Source organism: Pseudomonas sp. CFII68 (assembly GCF_000416195.1).
GTDB lineage: Bacteria > Pseudomonadota > Gammaproteobacteria > Pseudomonadales > Pseudomonadaceae > Aquipseudomonas > Aquipseudomonas kilonensis.
In genome coordinates this window covers 67,189-83,874 of sequence record NZ_ATLN01000123.1, presented here as the reverse complement: position 1 = coordinate 83,874, position 16,686 = coordinate 67,189, and the positions used below count along the sequence as shown (strand labels likewise).

At 62.2% G+C, this 16,686-nt stretch carries 12 protein-coding genes, 1 tRNA gene and 1 pseudogene; 10 read left to right on the top strand and 4 right to left on the bottom strand.

The window, feature by feature from the left end:
* Positions 1 to 120 precede the first annotated feature (120 nt).
* The gene (gene pnp / locus CFII68_RS03595) at positions 121 to 2,226 is read left to right on the top strand and encodes a polyribonucleotide nucleotidyltransferase (RefSeq protein ID WP_003197725.1); all 2,106 of its coding nucleotides are present in this window, start codon (positions 121 to 123) and stop codon (positions 2,224 to 2,226) included.
* Between the two features lie 125 nt (positions 2,227 to 2,351).
* Positions 2,352 to 2,427 (top strand) — tRNA-Thr (locus tag CFII68_RS03600).
* Positions 2,428 to 2,436: 9 nt separating this feature from the next.
* On the opposite strand, the gene CFII68_RS03605 is transcribed toward CFII68_RS03600, so the two are convergent.
* Positions 2,437 to 2,985 (bottom strand): hypothetical protein, encoded by a 549-nt coding sequence (locus tag CFII68_RS03605; protein ID WP_018612844.1) that lies wholly within the window; start codon positions 2,983 to 2,985, stop codon positions 2,437 to 2,439.
* 306 nt (positions 2,986 to 3,291) lie between these two features.
* Here CFII68_RS03605 and CFII68_RS03610 point away from each other — a divergent pair, with 306 nt between their 5' ends.
* On the top strand, positions 3,292 to 3,597 hold the full coding sequence (locus tag CFII68_RS03610; protein ID WP_018612842.1) for a DUF6388 family protein: 306 nt from the start codon (positions 3,292 to 3,294) through the stop codon (positions 3,595 to 3,597).
* A gap of 38 nt (positions 3,598 to 3,635) precedes the next feature.
* Here CFII68_RS03610 and nadC read toward each other — a convergent pair whose 3' ends face one another.
* Entirely contained in the window at positions 3,636 to 4,484 is an 849-nt protein-coding gene (gene nadC / locus CFII68_RS03615; protein WP_018612840.1) for a carboxylating nicotinate-nucleotide diphosphorylase, read from the bottom strand.
* Positions 4,485 to 4,710: 226 nt separating this feature from the next.
* Between nadC and CFII68_RS03620 the strand changes: the two genes are divergently transcribed.
* The 5 genes and pseudogenes from CFII68_RS03620 (at position 4,711) to CFII68_RS28300 (ending at position 10,640) form a co-directional block, all read left to right on the top strand.
* Positions 4,711 to 6,924, top strand: a complete 2,214-nt coding sequence (locus tag CFII68_RS03620) for a DUF1631 domain-containing protein (RefSeq protein WP_018612838.1) — start codon at positions 4,711 to 4,713, stop codon at positions 6,922 to 6,924.
* A gap of 64 nt (positions 6,925 to 6,988) precedes the next feature.
* A complete protein-coding gene (gene ampD / locus CFII68_RS03625; protein WP_018612836.1) occupies positions 6,989 to 7,549 on the top strand; it encodes a 1,6-anhydro-N-acetylmuramyl-L-alanine amidase AmpD in 561 nt (186 codons plus the stop codon).
* Positions 7,546 to 8,382, top strand: a complete 837-nt coding sequence (gene ampE, locus CFII68_RS03630) for a regulatory signaling modulator protein AmpE (protein WP_018612834.1) — start codon at positions 7,546 to 7,548, stop codon at positions 8,380 to 8,382. Before ampD ends, ampE begins: the two co-directional genes overlap by 4 nt.
* 260 nt (positions 8,383 to 8,642) lie before the next feature.
* Positions 8,643 to 9,734: pseudogene (locus CFII68_RS28305) on the top strand (methyl-accepting chemotaxis protein); the annotation flags it as partial.
* Positions 9,711 to 10,640, top strand: a complete 930-nt coding sequence (locus CFII68_RS28300; RefSeq protein WP_371103557.1) for a methyl-accepting chemotaxis protein — start codon at positions 9,711 to 9,713, stop codon at positions 10,638 to 10,640. The pseudogene CFII68_RS28305 and the gene CFII68_RS28300, both read left to right, overlap by 24 nt.
* A 150-nt stretch (positions 10,641 to 10,790) precedes the next feature.
* Here CFII68_RS28300 and CFII68_RS03640 read toward each other — a convergent pair whose 3' ends face one another.
* Together CFII68_RS03640 and cra are read right to left on the bottom strand one after the other, a co-directional pair.
* Positions 10,791 to 11,567, bottom strand: coding sequence for a TatD family hydrolase (locus CFII68_RS03640; protein WP_018612830.1), 777 nt, complete (start codon positions 11,565 to 11,567; stop codon positions 10,791 to 10,793).
* A gap of 20 nt (positions 11,568 to 11,587) precedes the next feature.
* Complete coding sequence (gene cra, locus CFII68_RS03645; protein WP_014336586.1) at positions 11,588 to 12,583, bottom strand: catabolite repressor/activator; 996 nt, start codon at positions 12,581 to 12,583, stop codon at positions 11,588 to 11,590.
* A gap of 288 nt (positions 12,584 to 12,871) precedes the next feature.
* Between cra and ptsP the strand changes: the two genes are divergently transcribed.
* On the top strand, positions 12,872 to 15,736 hold the full coding sequence (ptsP, locus tag CFII68_RS03650) for a phosphoenolpyruvate--protein phosphotransferase (RefSeq protein ID WP_033062889.1): 2,865 nt from the start codon (positions 12,872 to 12,874) through the stop codon (positions 15,734 to 15,736).
* Positions 15,736 to 16,677 carry a 1-phosphofructokinase gene (gene pfkB / locus CFII68_RS03655; RefSeq protein WP_018612826.1) on the top strand — a complete coding sequence of 314 codons (942 nt, stop codon included), beginning with the start codon at positions 15,736 to 15,738 and terminating at the stop codon, positions 16,675 to 16,677. The genes ptsP and pfkB overlap by 1 nt, the downstream gene beginning before the upstream one ends.
* Positions 16,678 to 16,686: the final 9 nt, after the last annotated feature.

Genomic DNA, 16,686 nt, shown 5'->3' with positions numbered 1-16,686 from the left:
CCTCAAGTTTTATCTGGATACACGTTTTACCCTGGACAGACGTCGGGCCGATTCCCGCCATTGCCCAAGAATTTCGCAAGAAGACAAGTTCCCCAAGAGCCACAAAGAAGGTAGGACACCGTGAACCCGGTAATCAAAAAATTCCAGTTCGGTCAGTCGACCGTTACCCTCGAGACTGGCCGTATCGCCCGTCAGGCCTCCGGCGCAGTGCTGGTCACCGTTGACGACGACGTCAGCGTATTGGTGACCGTTGTCGGTGCCAAGCAAGCCGATCCAGGCAAGGGCTTCTTCCCTCTGTCTGTCCACTACCAGGAAAAGACTTACGCTGCCGGTAAGATCCCTGGCGGTTTCTTCAAGCGCGAAGGCCGTCCTTCCGAGAAAGAAACCCTGACTTCCCGACTGATCGACCGTCCGATCCGTCCGCTGTTCCCAGAAGGCTTCATGAACGAAGTGCAGGTTGTCTGCACCGTCGTCTCCACCAGCAAGAAAACCGATCCGGACATCGCTGCGATGATCGGTACCTCGGCTGCCCTGGCGATCTCCGGCATTCCTTTCGATGGCCCGATCGGCGCTGCCCGCGTCGCGTTCCACGAAAGCACCGGCTACCTGCTGAACCCGACCTACGAGCAACTGAAGGCGTCGAGCCTGGACATGGTCGTGGCCGGTACTTCCGAAGCCGTGCTGATGGTTGAATCCGAAGCCAAAGAGCTGACCGAAGACCAGATGCTGGGCGCCGTACTGTTCGCCCACGACGAGTTCCAGGTGGTGATCAACGCCGTCAAGGAACTGGCCGCCGAAGCCGCCAAGCCAACCTGGACCTGGGCTCCGCAAGCCGAAGCCACCGAGCTGCTGGGCGCGATCCGTGCCGAGTTCGGCGAAGCCATCTCCCAGGCCTACACCATCACCGTCAAGGCCGACCGTTATGCACGCCTGGGCGAGCTGAAAGACCAGGTCGTTGCCAAGCTGTCCGGCGAAGAAGGCCAACCATCGGCCAGCGACGTCAAAGCCGCTTTCGGTGAAATCGAATACCGCACCGTTCGCGAAAACATCGTCAACGGCAAGCCACGTATCGACGGTCGCGACACCCGTACCGTACGTCCGCTGAACATCGAAGTCGGCGTTCTGCCAAAGACCCACGGTTCGGCGCTGTTCACCCGTGGCGAAACCCAGGCGCTGGTCGTTGCAACACTGGGCACCGCCCGTGACGCGCAACTGCTGGACACCCTGGAAGGCGAAAAGAAAGACCCGTTCATGCTGCACTACAACTTCCCTCCGTTCTCGGTGGGCGAGTGTGGTCGCATGGGTGGCGCCGGTCGCCGCGAAATCGGTCACGGCCGTCTGGCCCGTCGTTCGGTCCAGGCCATGCTGCCTGCCGCTGACGTGTTCCCGTACACCATTCGCGTGGTATCGGAAATCACCGAGTCCAACGGTTCGAGCTCGATGGCTTCGGTCTGCGGCGCTTCCCTGGCCCTGATGGACGCCGGTGTGCCGATGAAGGCGCCGGTTGCCGGTATCGCCATGGGTCTGGTTAAAGAGGGCGAGAAATTCGCCGTCCTGACCGACATCCTGGGTGACGAAGACCACCTGGGCGATATGGACTTCAAAGTGGCCGGTACCGCCAAAGGCGTCACCGCACTGCAGATGGACATCAAGATCAAGGGCATCACCGAAGAGATCATGGAAATCGCCCTGGGCCAGGCCCTGGAAGCGCGCCTGAACATCCTCGGTCAGATGAACCAGATTATCGGTCAGTCCCGTACCGAACTGTCGGAAAATGCTCCGACCATGATCGCGATGAAAATCGACACCGACAAAATCCGTGATGTCATCGGTAAAGGCGGCGCGACCATCCGTGCGATCTGCGAAGAAACCAAGGCTTCGATCGACATCGAAGACGACGGTTCGATCAAGATCTTCGGCGAAACCAAGGAAGCGGCAGAAGCAGCACGCCAGCGCGTCCTGGGTATCACCGCAGAAGCCGAGATCGGCAAGATCTACGTCGGCAAGGTTGAGCGCATCGTCGACTTCGGCGCGTTCGTCAACATCCTGCCGGGCAAGGACGGTCTGGTTCACATCTCCATGCTGAGCGATGCTCGCGTCGAGAAAGTGACCGACATCCTCAAAGAAGGCCAGGAAGTGGAAGTGCTGGTACTGGACGTGGACAACCGCGGCCGTATCAAACTGTCCATCAAGGACGTCGCAGCAGCCAAGGCATCGGGCGTTTAATCACCCCGTAGCCTAACCGCTGAACAAGCAAACGCCCCGACTGGTTCGGGGCGTTTTGCTGTGCGGTGAAAATCCCTGTGTCGCGGGTTGCCTGGCCACAGGGGACGGTGCTAGGTTTAGCCACCGCCCGTGTAGCTCAGTCGGTAGAGCAGCGCACTCGTAACGCGAAGGTCGCAGGTTCGATTCCTGTCTCGGGCACCATCCCCCTCGTTATTTCACTTTCCTGCTCAGCTCCTCGACCGTGCGTTTGAGCTGATCCATCTCGCGATCCTGATCGCTGAGCTCCCGTTTCAGGGACGAGATCTCGCTGTTGCTCGAACTCGAACTGGAGCCGCTATTGCGCTTGAGTTCTTCCACTTGCTTGCCCAGATCGTTCAGGTCGCGTTCCTGTTCCTTTATGGTGCGTTTGAGCTCGTCAATTTCCTTGCTGCTGGAGGTGGAACTGGAGCCGCTGTTGCGCTTGAGTTCTTCGATCTGACGGGCCTGCTCGCTGAGGGTGCGTTTCTGGCTTTCCAGTTCCTCGGCGTTGTTCTTCACGGTTTTTGGCAGGTTTTCCAAGGCACTGACGTTGACGTTGGTCTTGACGAGTACGTACTTATCAAATCGGTCAAAACGCAGGGCAGGAATGGTGTCGTCGGAAGACGGCCCATCGGAGGAGACTTCAACAGCCGCCTGGGCAACGCCGGTCAAGGTCAGGCTGCCGAGCAGCAAGGTCGCGGTAGCAAGCCGGGTCAACGAACGTTTCGAAAAGCTGCGCATCACTGGGGTTCCTTGTGAAGTGCCGGCATGGCACATGGCTATGACTGGTTATTTTGACAGATGTTCCCAAGCTTCCCTGGTTTCTCAGGCGCATGGTTTTTTTGTGGGATAGATGTAAAGAACCGTGTAAATCATCGGCAAAACGTCCTATATTCATTGCCTGCATGTGCATCGCCCAGCAGTTTTCAGATGATCCCCGAATGGTTCTGAAGGCCAGATAAACCGGGCTTCAAGCGGTTTTTTTGCGTCAGAGAGATCCTTGATGATCCAGATCCATCTTCCATTCCCCAGATCAACGAGAACGCCATGACTGTTAAAGAATTGACCCAGGAAGCCAGGCACGAAGAAGCGCTGAAGAAGTATGTGTTGGATGCGCCCCAGTTGCTGGAAGAGATCAAGGACTTGTCTGCCGATGATCAAAAAGACCAGATCCAATGGGCGTTCGAGGACGAGGCCGAAGCCCAGGGCTTGCAGCCTTGGGAGTTGACGCTCAAGTACACCAGCCCACCTGAAGAATTCGAGGCGCAGCGTCTTGCGTTGCACAAGGAAGCGGCCGAGGTGCTGGGTGTGGAATGGGATGAGTACTGCGAGATGAACAATCTGGTGGTCTGAAAAAAAACGCCAGCCTTCAAGGCTGGCGTTTTTTATTGTCAGAGGCTCAAGCGCATCGACAGATCCACTGCCTTCACATCCTTGGTCATTGCGCCGATCGAGATGTAGTCCACCCCAGTCTCGGCAATCGGGCGCAACGTGCTTTCGTTGATCCCGCCGCTGGCTTCCAGCTTCGCCTTGCCGCCATTGAGGCGTACGGCTTCACGCATGTCGTCCAGGCTCAGTTCGTCGAGCATGATGATGTCGGCGTCAGCCGCCAGCGCTTCTTTCAATTCCGCCAGGCTTTCCACTTCGACTTCCACCGGTTTGCCCGGTGCGATCTTGTGGGCGGCCGCGATGGCCTGGGCGATTCCGCCGCAGGCGGCGATGTGGTTTTCCTTGATCAGGAAGGCATCGTACAGGCCGATGCGGTGGTTGTGGCAGCCACCGCAGGTGACCGCATACTTCTGGGCCAGGCGCAACCCGGGCAGGGTCTTGCGGGTGTCCAGCAGCTTGACCTGGGTACCGGCGACAAAGTCGGCCAGGTAACGGGCCCGCGTGGCAACGCCGGAAAGCATTTGCAGGAAGTTCAGCGCGCTGCGTTCGCCGGTCAGCAGCGAGCGGGCCGGGCCTTCCAGGTGGAACAGCACCTGATCGGGGTTGACCCGGTCGCCGTCGCGCACTTGCCAATGCACCGCGACACGCGGGTCCAGTTGCCGGAACACGGCATCGACCCAGGCCGTGCCACTGATGATCGCCGCGTCGCGGGTAATGATGGTGGCCTTGGCCAGGCGTTCGGCGGGGATCAGTTGCGCGGTGATGTCGCCGCTGCCGATGTCTTCAAGCAACGCACGGCGCACGTTGGCTTCGATTTCGGCGGTCAGATCGGCGAGGCGTAGATTCGGCATAACGGGCTCCACAAACAAAGTGGCCTGATTATAGGGTGTCGAAACCTGCATTTGGTCGCGTCCTCGCAACATTTCCTCATTTCCCGGGTCACTTATTGCGCCGTATTTCGAGATGGATCACAGAGTGTGCTGGTACGACAGGGTTGTTTTACCCGATAATCCGCCTTTCGATTGACGTCATAGCTTTGACGTTACGAGCCGAAGAAAGCCGTTTCAGGAGGCCAGGATGCACAACGACGGGAATGTAGTGCCTTTGCACAAGGTCGCTACCGATCAGGCGAATCCCTCGCCGCTCGCCCGCCTGCCTGTGATTCTGCTTCAGGTTCGCGACAAGGCTGCCCAGCAGTTGCGCCTGGGCCTGCAAGGGCTGTTCGATAACGCCGACGACACCTTGTTTGAAATGGCCGACCGGGCACGCGACGACGTCGAGCAGAACCTGTACTTCGAGGCCATGCGCGACCTGCGCCTGAAGCGTAAAAGCATCGAGCGTGAATTCATCGAGCAGTTTTTCGAGACCTTCGTCAGCCTTGCCCAGTACGACCTGACCCACACCAGCTTGGCGCCCACCCTGGCGCCGGACAGCCAAGCCCAGCGCTCCCAGGACGAGCTGGAGCGCCATTTGGCGGTCGAGGCGATGGTCACTCGGGTGTTCAGGCGCGATGGCGTGGCGCTGGAGCAACTGACGGCCCGGCTCGGTGCGCTGCTGGGCCGACCGCTGGCCAATCAGCACAATCCCCTGAGCCCGGCACTGCTGTGCGAGAAGTTCCTGCAGGCCGGGCGCAACCTGGGCGTGGGCATCAAGGTCAAGCTGATCCTGCTCAAGCTGTTCGAGCGTTATGTGCTTAGCGATTGCGACCAACTCTATACCGAGGCCAACCAGTTGCTGGCCGCCACAGGCGTGCTGCCGGAGCTCAAGGTTACGCCGGCGCGCCGGACGTCGGATCGCCCCGAGGAAACTCTGCGGCCCAGCGCCGAGGTCGCTGACAAGCCCGGCGATGCCGAGGTCGATGACAGCGTGCAGGAAGTGTTCGCCGCCTTGCAGAAACTGCTGATGCAGGTGCGTGGCAGCGTGGCGCCGACCCTGGAACCCAGCGTACCGCCCCAGCCGATTTCTACCCGTGACCTGCTACGGTTGCTCTCTCATTTGCAGCAATACGTACCGGCGCCTACCGTTCACGACGAGTTCGATTTGCGTAGCCAGCTCGAACAATTGTTGACCCGGGTCAGCGTGCGCAGTGGCAAGTCCCGGGTGGTCGAAGGCGCCGATGAAGACGTGATCAACCTGATCTCGATGATGTTCGAATTCATCCTCGACGATCATAACCTGCCAGACTCCTTCAAGGCCCTGATCGGCCGCCTGCAAATCCCGATGCTCAAGGTCGCGGTGCAGGACAAGAGCTTCTTCAGCCGTGGCAATCATCCGGCCCGGCGGCTGCTTAACGAAATCGCGGCTGCGGCCATGGGCTGGGGCGATTGCGACGACCATCAGCGCGACAGCCTGTACCTGCGCATCGAGCAGGTGGTGCAGCGCCTGCTGAACGACTTCGTCGATGACCCGGCGATTTTCTCCGAGCTGTTGGCCGATTTCCTGGCCTTCACCAGTGACGAGCGCCGCCGCAGCGAATTGCTTGAACAGCGTATTCGCGACGCCGAAGAGGGCCGGGCCAAGGCCGAACTGGCGCGTCATCGCGTTGAAGGGGCGCTGAACCAGGTGATGTTGGGCAAAGTCTTGCCGCAAGCCGTGGTGGAGTTCGTGCAACACGCCTGGAGCCAAGTGTTGCTGCTGACGTGCTTCAAGCATGGCAAGTATTCCGCCGAATGGCAGGCCGACGTCTTGACCCTGGAGCAATTGATCTGGAGCGTCCAGCCTCACGACGAACCCGACGCCGGCCTGCGCTTGCTGGCAATGGTGCCCGAACTGCTCAAGGCCCTGCGTGAAGGCCTGAGCCGCTCAGCGTTCGACCCGTTTGCCACCAGCGAGTTTTTCAGTGAACTGGAGCTCCTGCATGTCCAGGCGCTCGAGCGCATGGGCCAGGCAACGGAGCAGGCCCAGTCGTTCGATTCGCCGGCCATGGTCGAGGTGCTGGAAAAAATCGTCCTGCGTGCCCCGCAGAAATCGGCGGGGGAGAGCGTCGCGGTGCATTTGCCGGCCGATGATGTGGGCCTGCTGCAGGTCGACCAGTTGCACCTGGGAAGCTGGGTCGAGTTCCAGGAGGACGATGACAACACCCTGCGTTGCAAGCTGGCGGCGATCATCGAGGCCACCGGCAAATACGTCTTCGTCAATCGCACCGGCCTCAAGGTGCTGGAGCATAGCCGCACCAGCCTGGCCCTGGAATTTCGCCGGGGAGCGGCGCGGCTGTTGGACGACACCCTGTTGTTCGACCGCGCGCTGGAGTCGGTGCTGGGCAATCTGCGCCAGCTCAATCGCGGCAAGTGATCGCGCAGCCCGGTCCGATCACGGCATACTGGCGGCATTCAGCGTCGTCATCGAAGGAACCTGTATGCAGTTGGACTCCGCGAGCGGTTGGTGCGAGGGGGTGCGTCATTGCCCATCGCCCAACTTCAATGCGCGCCCGGAAGGCGAAATCTCCCTGCTGGTGATCCACAACATCAGCCTGCCACCGGCACAGTTCGCCACGGGCAAGGTGCAGGAATTCTTCCAGAATCGTCTGGATGTCACGGAACATCCCTACTTTCTGGGTATCGCCGACCTTCGCGTTTCTGCGCATTTTCTGATTGAGCGTGACGGCGCCGTGACCCAGTTTGTCTCTTGTCTGGATCGCGCGTGGCATGCGGGTGTCTCGTGCTTCGAGGGGCGTGAGACTTGTAACGATTTTTCCCTGGGCATCGAGCTTGAGGGCACGGATGATCTGCCGTTCACCGACGCGCAATATGTCGCATTGGTGGACCTGACCCGGCAGTTGCAAGCGGCGTTCAGGGCGATCACTGTGCAGCGTATCTGCGGGCACAGCGACATCGCACCGGGACGCAAGACCGATCCGGGACCGGCATTCGACTGGGTGCGCTATCGCGCGGCCCTGACAGAAGGGGAAGGACAATGAGTTTTCTGGTGTTGCTGCTGGCCGTCTGGATCGAGAAGTTCTCGGCCTTGCGCCAGCGGGTCCAGCGCGACGGCGGCTGGCTGCTCGAGCTGAACAAGCTCGAGGCGAGCCCGCGTTGGCTCAGCCGACCCTGGCTGGTGCTGACGCTGATGGTGGTGCTGCCCGTGGCGCTGCTGGCGTTGCTTTTGTGGGTGCTGGAGCCGGTGGCCTATGGTCTGCTGGCGCTGCCGGTGCATTTGCTGGTGGTGATCTACAGCCTGGGGCGTGGTGATCTGCTGGCCGGCCTCGGGCCGTTTCGCGACGCGTGGCGTCGGGAAGACCTGCAAGCGGCGGCCCATGTGGCCAAGCGCGACCTGGACATTGAAGCCGATGACGGTGAGCAGTTGCTGGAGCGGGTCCAGGGGCATTTGTTGTGGCAGGCCTACCAGAGCTTTTTCGCGGTAATTTTCTGGTACTTCGTGTTGGGCCCGGTCGCCGCCCTGAGTTATCGGCTGCTGGCGCTAGCCGCCGAGCACAGCCAGAACCCCGGCGTGGCCGAGCGGGCAGCACAAATGCGCCATGCCTTCGATTGGGTGCCGGTGCGGTTGCTGGCGGCGAGCTTCGCCCTGGTGGGCAATTTCGTTGCGGTCAGCCGGGTCATGCTGCATGAGCTGCTGAACTGGAACATCAGCGCCGCCGCCCTCATCGACAAGGTCGGCCTGGTGGCGGGCGAGATCCCCCGACCCGTCGCCGGGCCGGACGGCATCAACAGCCTGGACCGTCTCTGGGAATTGTTGCTGCGTGCGGCGGTGCTCTGGTATGCCGGGTTTGCGTTGTGGACGGTGTTGGCCTGAGAACAACCAACACATTTCCTTGTGGCGAGGGATTCTGTGGGAGCAAGCCTTGCTCCCACAGATAAATCCCCTAGCCACAGCTGAACCGTGTCAGTCCTTCTCGTTAACCTTAAGTTACAAATCTCCCCGCCAATTTAGGCTATACAAGAGCAGCGCCCGAATAGTGGCTTTCTGCTGTCTCCGTGCGCGAGCTCATAACAATAAGAACACTACCGGGAGACTTCCTTGTGAAGAGTTTGCTCTGGCCCGCCGTCGCGCTGATGAACCGCCTGAGCTTCGGCATGAAGTTCAGCCTGATCAGCGTGCTGTTCCTGCTGCCCATGCTGGTGACCAACTTCTTTCTGGTGCGCGATTCCTATCGGGAATTCCAGGGCACCCAAGTGGAGCTGCAAAGCCTCGACCTGCTGGGCAGCAGCCTGACCCTGCGCCGGGACCTGGAAACCCTCAATAATCTGGTGCAGATCAACGCCAGCCTGGGCCAATCCGGCAAGGCCGGTGATGTCGAAGCGAAGATCGGCAGCCTGGAACAACAGGTCCTCGCACGGCTGCAAGGCATGACGGCCATGGCCATCGAGCCTGAGCAGGTCAGTGCCTTCGAGGCCAAGCGCGACGAAATGATCGGTGCTTTCAAGGCCCAGCAGGCCGAAAGCTCCCTGCAGAGCAAAAGTGCGCTGATCGGCAAGTTGCTCAACAGCGCCCAGATGTTCGGCCAGATCATCGCCAGCCAGGCGGGGCTGAGCCGCGACAACCAGAGCGACATCCGCCAGCTCAGTGAGCTGATCATCGGCACGACCCCCAAGGTCACCCAGATTCTCGGTGAAGGCCGGGCGCTGGGCGCGTCCTCGTTGGGGCTGGGGTTTCTCAACTCGGCGTCGAGCACCCGCTTCGACGAGTTGCTGGCGCAGATCGAAAAGCTCCAGGGCGAGTACGACTTGAAACTGCAGGACGCCCTCGGCTCCAGCCAGGCGGCTGGACAAACCCTGGCCGCCCAGGCCAGCGGCAGCAAGAGTGCCCTCAAGAAGGCCTCGGAACTGATCGAGGAGCAGGTGGTGATGGCCGACACCCTCGATGCGCCCTGGCCGGCATTCTTTGAGCAGGTCAGCGGCCTGATGGAGCAGACTTATCGGCTGAACGAAGCGACCCAGGGCTTTCTCGGCGTGCAGTTGCAGCAGCGCCTGGAACAGAATCGCAGTCACATGGTGCTGCAAGCCGTGGCGCTGGTGCTGGTGTTCCTGTTGATTTTTTACCTGTACGCCGGTTTCTACGCCTCGACCCGCACCACGCTCCAGCACCTGGGCCAGATGATGGACAAGGTGGCGGCGGGGGACATGACGGTCAATTTCGTCGCGCGCAGCAAAGACGAACTGGGTGAGCTGGGTGAAGTGTTCAACGGTACGGTGGCGAAGATCCATGACCTGATCGAACAGGTCGGCCGCACCGTCGCCGAAGTCGAACGCCAGGCCGGGCAGGTGGAAACGGTATCGGCCCAGAGCAACCAGGCCGTCGCCGGCCAGCGCAGCCAGATCGAACTGGTGGCCACGGCGATGAACCAAATGTCGGCCACGGCCCAGGAAGTGGCCCGCAGTGCCGCTGCAGCGGTGAGCAGTGCCCACAGCGTGAACGACGAGACCCTCAGCGGGCGCGGGCTGGTGGAATCCCAGCAGGGCAGCATCGCCCGCTTGGCCAGCGAGATCGATCAGTCGGTGCAGGTGATCAATCAACTGGCGACCGACAGCCAGGCCATCAGTCGCGTGCTGGATGTGATCAAGAGCATCGCCGAGCAGACTAACCTGCTGGCCCTCAATGCCGCCATCGAAGCGGCCCGGGCCGGTGAACAGGGGCGCGGCTTTGCGGTGGTGGCCGATGAGGTGCGGACCCTGGCCAAGCGAACCCAGCAATCGACTGAAGAAATCGAAGCGATGATCACCCGCCTGCACGGTGGTGTCGGCGCCGCGGTCAAGGCGATGGGCACCAGCCATGAGATGGCCAGCGGCACGGTCAGCCAATCGGAAAAGGTCCAGCAGGCCTTGGAAAATATCCTCGGTGCCGTCGGCATGATCGTCGACCAGAACCAGCAGATCGCCGCCGCTGTGGAGCAGCAGACGGCCGTGGCCCATGACATCGACCAGAACATCGTCGAAATCAACCGCGCCGGCGAACGCACCGCCGAAGGTGCCCACCAGACCGAAGACGCCAGCCGCGAATTGTCTGCCCAGGTGGTGCAGCTCAAGCAGTTGATCAATGCGTTTCGGGTGTGATTGCCGCTGATTCACCGCAGGTCCAATGTGGGAGCGAGCTTGGTGGGAGCAAGGCTTGCCCGCGATGAAAACACCGCGGTCTCTTGAGTGCTGCGGTGCCTGGATCGCGAGCAAGCCTTGCTCCCACCAAGCTCGCTCCCACAGGTTTTTTTACCAGTTGAACAGTTGGCGGGCATTGGCCGTACTGGCCTCGGCCAAGCGTTCCGGGCTGATACCCATGATCCCGGCCAGCGCCTCACAAATCGCCGGCAAATGCGCCGGGCTGTTGCGTTGGCCGGGGAACATCGCCGGGGCCATGTCCGGGGAATCGGTTTCCAGCACCACCGCGTCCAGCGGCAATTGCGCCAGCACCCGGTGCATGCGCAAGGCCTGGGCCCAAGTCGCGGCACCGCCCAGGCCGAGTTTGAAGCCGAGCTTGATGTATTCGCGGGCCTCTTCGAAGCTGCCGGCGAAGGCGTGGATGATCCCGGCGCGGTTGGAGCCCATGCGCTTGAGGGTCGCGATCACGTCGGCATGGCTGCGGCGTACATGGATCAGCGCTGGCAGTTCGAACTCCACTGCCAGTTGCAGTTGTGCGTCGAACAGTGCCTGCTGGCGTTCGCGATCCAGGGTGGAGATGTAGTAATCCAGGCCGATTTCCCCTACCGCACACAATTGCCGATGTCCGGCCAGGCGGCTCAGCCACTCGCGCAGTAGCGCCACGTCGTCGGGTCGGTGCTGATCGAGATACACCGGGTGCAGGCCCAGTGCGGCATGCAGGTCCGGGTCGCTTTGCACCAGGTCCCAGACCCGCTGCCAGTTGTCCCGGTACACGCCCAGTATCACCATTTGCCGCACGCCCAAGGCGCGGCTTTCGGCCAGCAGTGCCGGGCGGTCCGCATCAAAGTCTGGAAAATCCAGGTGGGTGTGGGTGTCGATCAACTCCATGGATCAATCCTGAAGAAGCGTCAGCCTTGGTGAATACGCTGCTTGAACGTCCGCGCGATGGCCTGCACGCCGGGCTGGTAGTCATCGTTTTCGATGGCCGCCAGGGCCAGTTCCAGGGCTTTGTCGGCGATCAGTTGGTGCTGCTGGGACATGGCATTGACCGGCAGCGGCAGGAAATCCAGCAACTGCGTGTCACCAAACGTACCCAGGCGCAACGGCCGCGACTTGAGCGGGAAATCGTGCAGGGCGTCGAACACCCCTTGCAGCAGCACATAGGACGTGGTGATCAGCGCGTCGGGCAGATGCCCCAGGCGCGCGAGCATTTCCTCCATCAACTGGCGGCCGCATTCACGGCTGAACGACTCGCCATGCTCGATCAGCACCTGGCCCTCGAACCCGGCCAAGGCCTCGCGAAAGCCTGCGGCCCGTTCCTGGCTGATGCTCAGCTCGGGACGGGCGCTGATCAGCGCGATTTGTCGAGGGTGGGTCTCCAACAGGCTGCGGGTCAATTGCAGGCTGGCCTGGCGGTCGTCGCTGATCACCGAGCAGAAATGCGCCGGCTCCATCACCCGGTCGATGGCGATGATCGGAATGCCCTTGGCCTGCAACTGCTGGTAACTGTCGTCGCCGGCCGGCAGGCAACTGGCGACGATCAGCGCATCGCAGCGCCGGGCGCGGAACAACTGCAACAGCTGTCGTTCGCTGTCGGGGGCGTCGTCGGAACTGGCGATCAGCAATTGGTAGCCCCGCGCCCGCGCGCCTTGCTCCAGCAACTTGGCGATGCGTGCGTAACTGGGGTTTTCCAGGTCTGGCAGGATGAAGCCCAGGGTGCGGGTGTGGCGGCTGCGCAGCCCGGCGGCCTGGGGATTGGGCGTGAAGCCGTGTTCCTGGACCACCGCCCGCACCCGTTCGACGGTAGCGCTGCTGATGCGTTGCTGTTCGGCCTTGCCGTTGATGACATAGCTGGCGGTGGTCACGGACACACCGGCCAGTTGGGCAATATCACTGAGTTTCAACCCGGTTTTCCTTGTTTTTTCGAGTTAGCCCCGACGATAAGGGCCATCCTACCCGATTCAAGCCGACGGTCACCGTCCAAGCGCTTACGACAAGTTGCACTTCAAGGATGAGAGATTATCGAGTAACGTGCCAATCTTTCTAGATTAAACGTTTCAGCAAGCGTATTTTCAAGGCTAGCAGGATTTTTGGCCCTTCTGCCGTGATCACGCCAAAAATCATCCTGCAACGCTAAGCTGATTCATTCAAAACAATACCTGGCGCCAACCGGACGCCAAAAAGGAGAAAGCATGCTCGAGCTCACTCTAGAGCAGATATCCATGGCTCAGACGGCTGTGGATAAAGACGCTGCACTGCAACTGCTCGCCGACAAACTGGTGGCCGATGGCTTGGTGGCTGAGGGTTACCTCGCCGGCTTGCAGGCTCGCGAAGCCCAGGGCTCGACCTTTCTTGGCCAAGGTATTGCCATCCCCCACGGCACCCCGCAGACCCGCGACCTGGTTCATTCGACCGGTGTGCGCCTGCTGCAATTCCCCGAGGGCGTGGACTGGGGCGATGGTCAGATCGTCTACCTGGCGATCGGCATCGCGGCCAAGTCCGACGAACACCTGCGCCTGCTGCAACTGCTGACCCGCGCCCTCGGCGAGACGGACCTGGGCCAGGCCCTGCGCCGTGCCAGTTCCGCCGAAGCGTTGCTGAAGCTGCTGCAAGGCGCGCCGCAGGAACTGGCCCTGGATGCCCAGATGATCGGCCTCGGTGTGTCGGCTGACGATTTCGAAGAGCTGGTATGGCGCGGCGCCCGCTTGCTGCGCCAGGCCGATTGCGTGAGCAACGGCTTTGCCGGGGTGTTGCAACAAGTCGATGCGCTGCCCCTGGGCGATGGCTTGTGGTGGCTGCACAGCGAACAGACCGTCAAGCGTCCGGGCCTGGCGTTCGTCACGCCGGACAAGCCCATCCGCTACCTGGGTCAACCGTTGAGCGGTCTGTTCTGCCTCGCCAGTCTCGGCGAGGCTCACCAGGCCCTGCTGGAAAGGCTCTGTGCCTTGCTGATCGAAGGCCGCGGCCACGAACTGGGTCGCGCCACCAGCAGCCGCAAAGTACTGGAAGTGCTCGGCGGCGAATTGCCCGCCGATTGGCCCAGCGCGCGCATCGGCCTGGCCAATGCCCATGGCCTGCATGCACGCCCGGCGAAAATCCTCGCTCAGTTGGCGAAGAGTTTCGAAGGCGAGATCCGCGTGCGCATCGTCGACGGCCAGGACAGTGCCGTGTCGGCCAAGAGCCTGAGCAAGCTGTTGAGCCTGGGCGCCCGTCGCGGCCAGGTCCTGGAGTTCATCGCCGAACCGAGCATTGCCGCCGATGCGTTGCCGGCACTGTTGGCGGCCATCGAAGAAGGCCTTGGCGAAGAAGTCGAACCGCTGCCGCCGCCGAGTGCGCCGCGGGAAACCGTGATGGCCGAAGTGGCGACTGTCGTGTTGGCGCCCGAATCTGGCAGCCTGATCCAGGCCGTCGCCGCCGCCCCGGGCATCGCCATCGGCCCGGCCCACATCCAGGTATTGCAGGCCATCGACTACCCGTTGCGCGGTGAATCGGCGGCCATCGAGCGCGAACGCCTGCAAAACGCCTTGAACCAGGTGCGCCGCGATATCCAAGGCCTGATTGAACGCGCCAAGGCCAAGGCCATCCGCGAGATATTCATCACCCACCAGGAAATGCTCGACGACCCGGAGCTGAGCGACGAAGTCGACACTCGCTTGAAGCTGGGCGAGAGTGCGCAAGCGGCGTGGATGGGGGTGGTTGAAGCCGCCGCGAAAGAACAGGAAGCCTTGCAGGACGCCTTGCTGGCCGAACGGGCCGCCGATCTGCGAGACGTCGGCCGTCGGGTGCTGGCGCAACTGTGCGGCGTCGAAACCCCGAACGAACCTGATCAACCCTACATCCTGGTGATGGACGAAGTCGGCCCGTCCGACGTGGCCCGCCTGGACCCGACGCGGGTGGCGGGGATTCTCACCGCCCGTGGCGGCGCCACCGCCCACAGCGCCATTGTCGCCCGGGCCCTGGGCATTCCGGCGCTGGTGGGCGCCGGTGCGGCGGTATTGTTGCTGGCGCCGGGCACGTCCTTGCTGCTGGATGGCCAGCGCGGTCGCCTGCACGTGGACCCTGACGTTGCCACCTTGCAACGGGCTGCTGAAGAGCGCGACACCCGCGAGCAGCGCCTCAAGGTGGCCGCCGAGCAGCGTCACGAACCGGCGGTGACCCGTGACGGTCATGCCGTGGAAGTGTTTGCCAACATTGGCGAAAGCGCCGGCGTCGCCAGCGCGGTGGAGCAGGGCGCCGAAGGCATTGGCCTGTTGCGCACCGAACTGATTTTCATGGCCCACACCCAGGCGCCGGATGAAGCGACCCAGGAAGCCGAATACCGCAAGGTGCTCGACGGCCTGGCCGGTCGACCGCTGGTGGTGCGTACGCTGGATGTTGGCGGTGACAAGCCGCTGCCGTACTGGCCGATCGCGAAAGAAGAAAACCCGTTCCTCGGCGTGCGTGGCATCCGCCTGACCTTGCAGCGTCCGCAGGTCATGGAAGCGCAACTGCGGGCCTTGTTGCGTTCGGCGGACAGCCGTCCGCTGCGGATCATGTTCCCGATGGTGGGCAGCGTCGATGAGTGGCGCCAGGCCCGGGACATGACCGAGCGCCTGCGCCGGGAAATCCCCGTGGCAGACCTGCAACTGGGGATCATGATCGAAGTGCCGTCCGCCGCATTGCTGGCGCCGGTGCTCGCCAAGGAAGTCGACTTCTTCAGCGTCGGCACCAACGACCTGACGCAATACACCCTGGCGATCGACCGTGGTCATCCGACCCTGTCGGCCCAGGCCGATGGCTTGCACCCGGCCGTGCTGCAACTGATCGACATCACCGTGCGCGCCGCCCATGCCCATGGCAAATGGGTCGGTGTGTGTGGCGAACTGGCGGCCGACCCACTGGCGGTGCCGGTGCTGGTGGGCCTGGGCGTGGACGAACTGAGTGTCTCGGCCCGCAGCATTGCCGAGGTCAAGGCGCGGGTCCGCGAATTGAGCCTGGCGCAAGTACAAACCCTGGCCCAAGAGGCCTTGGCCGTGGGCAGCGCCGATGATGTGCGCGCATTAGTGGAGGCGCTGTAATGGCGAAGATTCTTACCCTGACCCTCAACCCGGCGCTCGACCTCACGGTGGAGTTGGCGCGCCTGGAGCCGGGCCAGGTCAACCGCAGCGACGGCATGCACGCCCACGCCGCCGGCAAGGGCGTGAACGTGGCCCAGGTGTTGGCCGATCTCGGCCATACGCTGACGGTCAGTGGTTTTCTGGGCGAAGACAATGCCCAGGTGTTCGAGACGCTGTTTGCCCAGCGTGGTTTTGTCGATGCTTTTATCCGTGTTCCCGGCGAAACTCGCAGCAATATCAAACTGGCTGAGCAGGACGGACGCATCACTGACCTCAACGGCCCGGGCCCGGTGGTTGATGAAGCCGCACAGCACGCCTTGCTGGCGCGCCTTGAGCAAATCGCCCCCGGTCACGACGTGGTTGTGGTGGCGGGCAGCTTGCCCCGGGGTGTCAGCCCGCAGTGGTTGCAGGCCTTGATCACGCGTTTGAAAACACTCGGCCTGAACGTGGCCCTCGACACCAGTGGCGAAGCCTTGCGTGTCGCCCTGGCGGCGGGGCCTTGGTTGATCAAGCCGAACACCGAGGAGCTGGCCGACGCGCTGGGTTGCGAGGTGGTGAGCGAATTGGCCCAGGCGCAAGCGGCGCAGCGCCTGCACGCCCAGGGCGTCGAGCATGTGGTGATTTCCCACGGTGCCGATGGCGTGAACTGGTTCAGTGTCGGTACGGCGCTGCATGCCTCGCCACCCAAGGTCAGCGTCGCCAGCACCGTGGGCGCCGGGGATTCGCTGCTGGCGGGCATGCTGCACGGCCTGCTCAGCGCCGACACCCCGGAACAGACGTTGCGCACCGCCACGGCCATCGCTGCCATGGCGGTCACGCAGATCGGTTTTGGCATCCACGACACCGCGTTGCTGGCGTCGCTTGAACAGGGCGTGCGCGTGCGCCCCCTGACAGAACAATAAGAGGGTTAG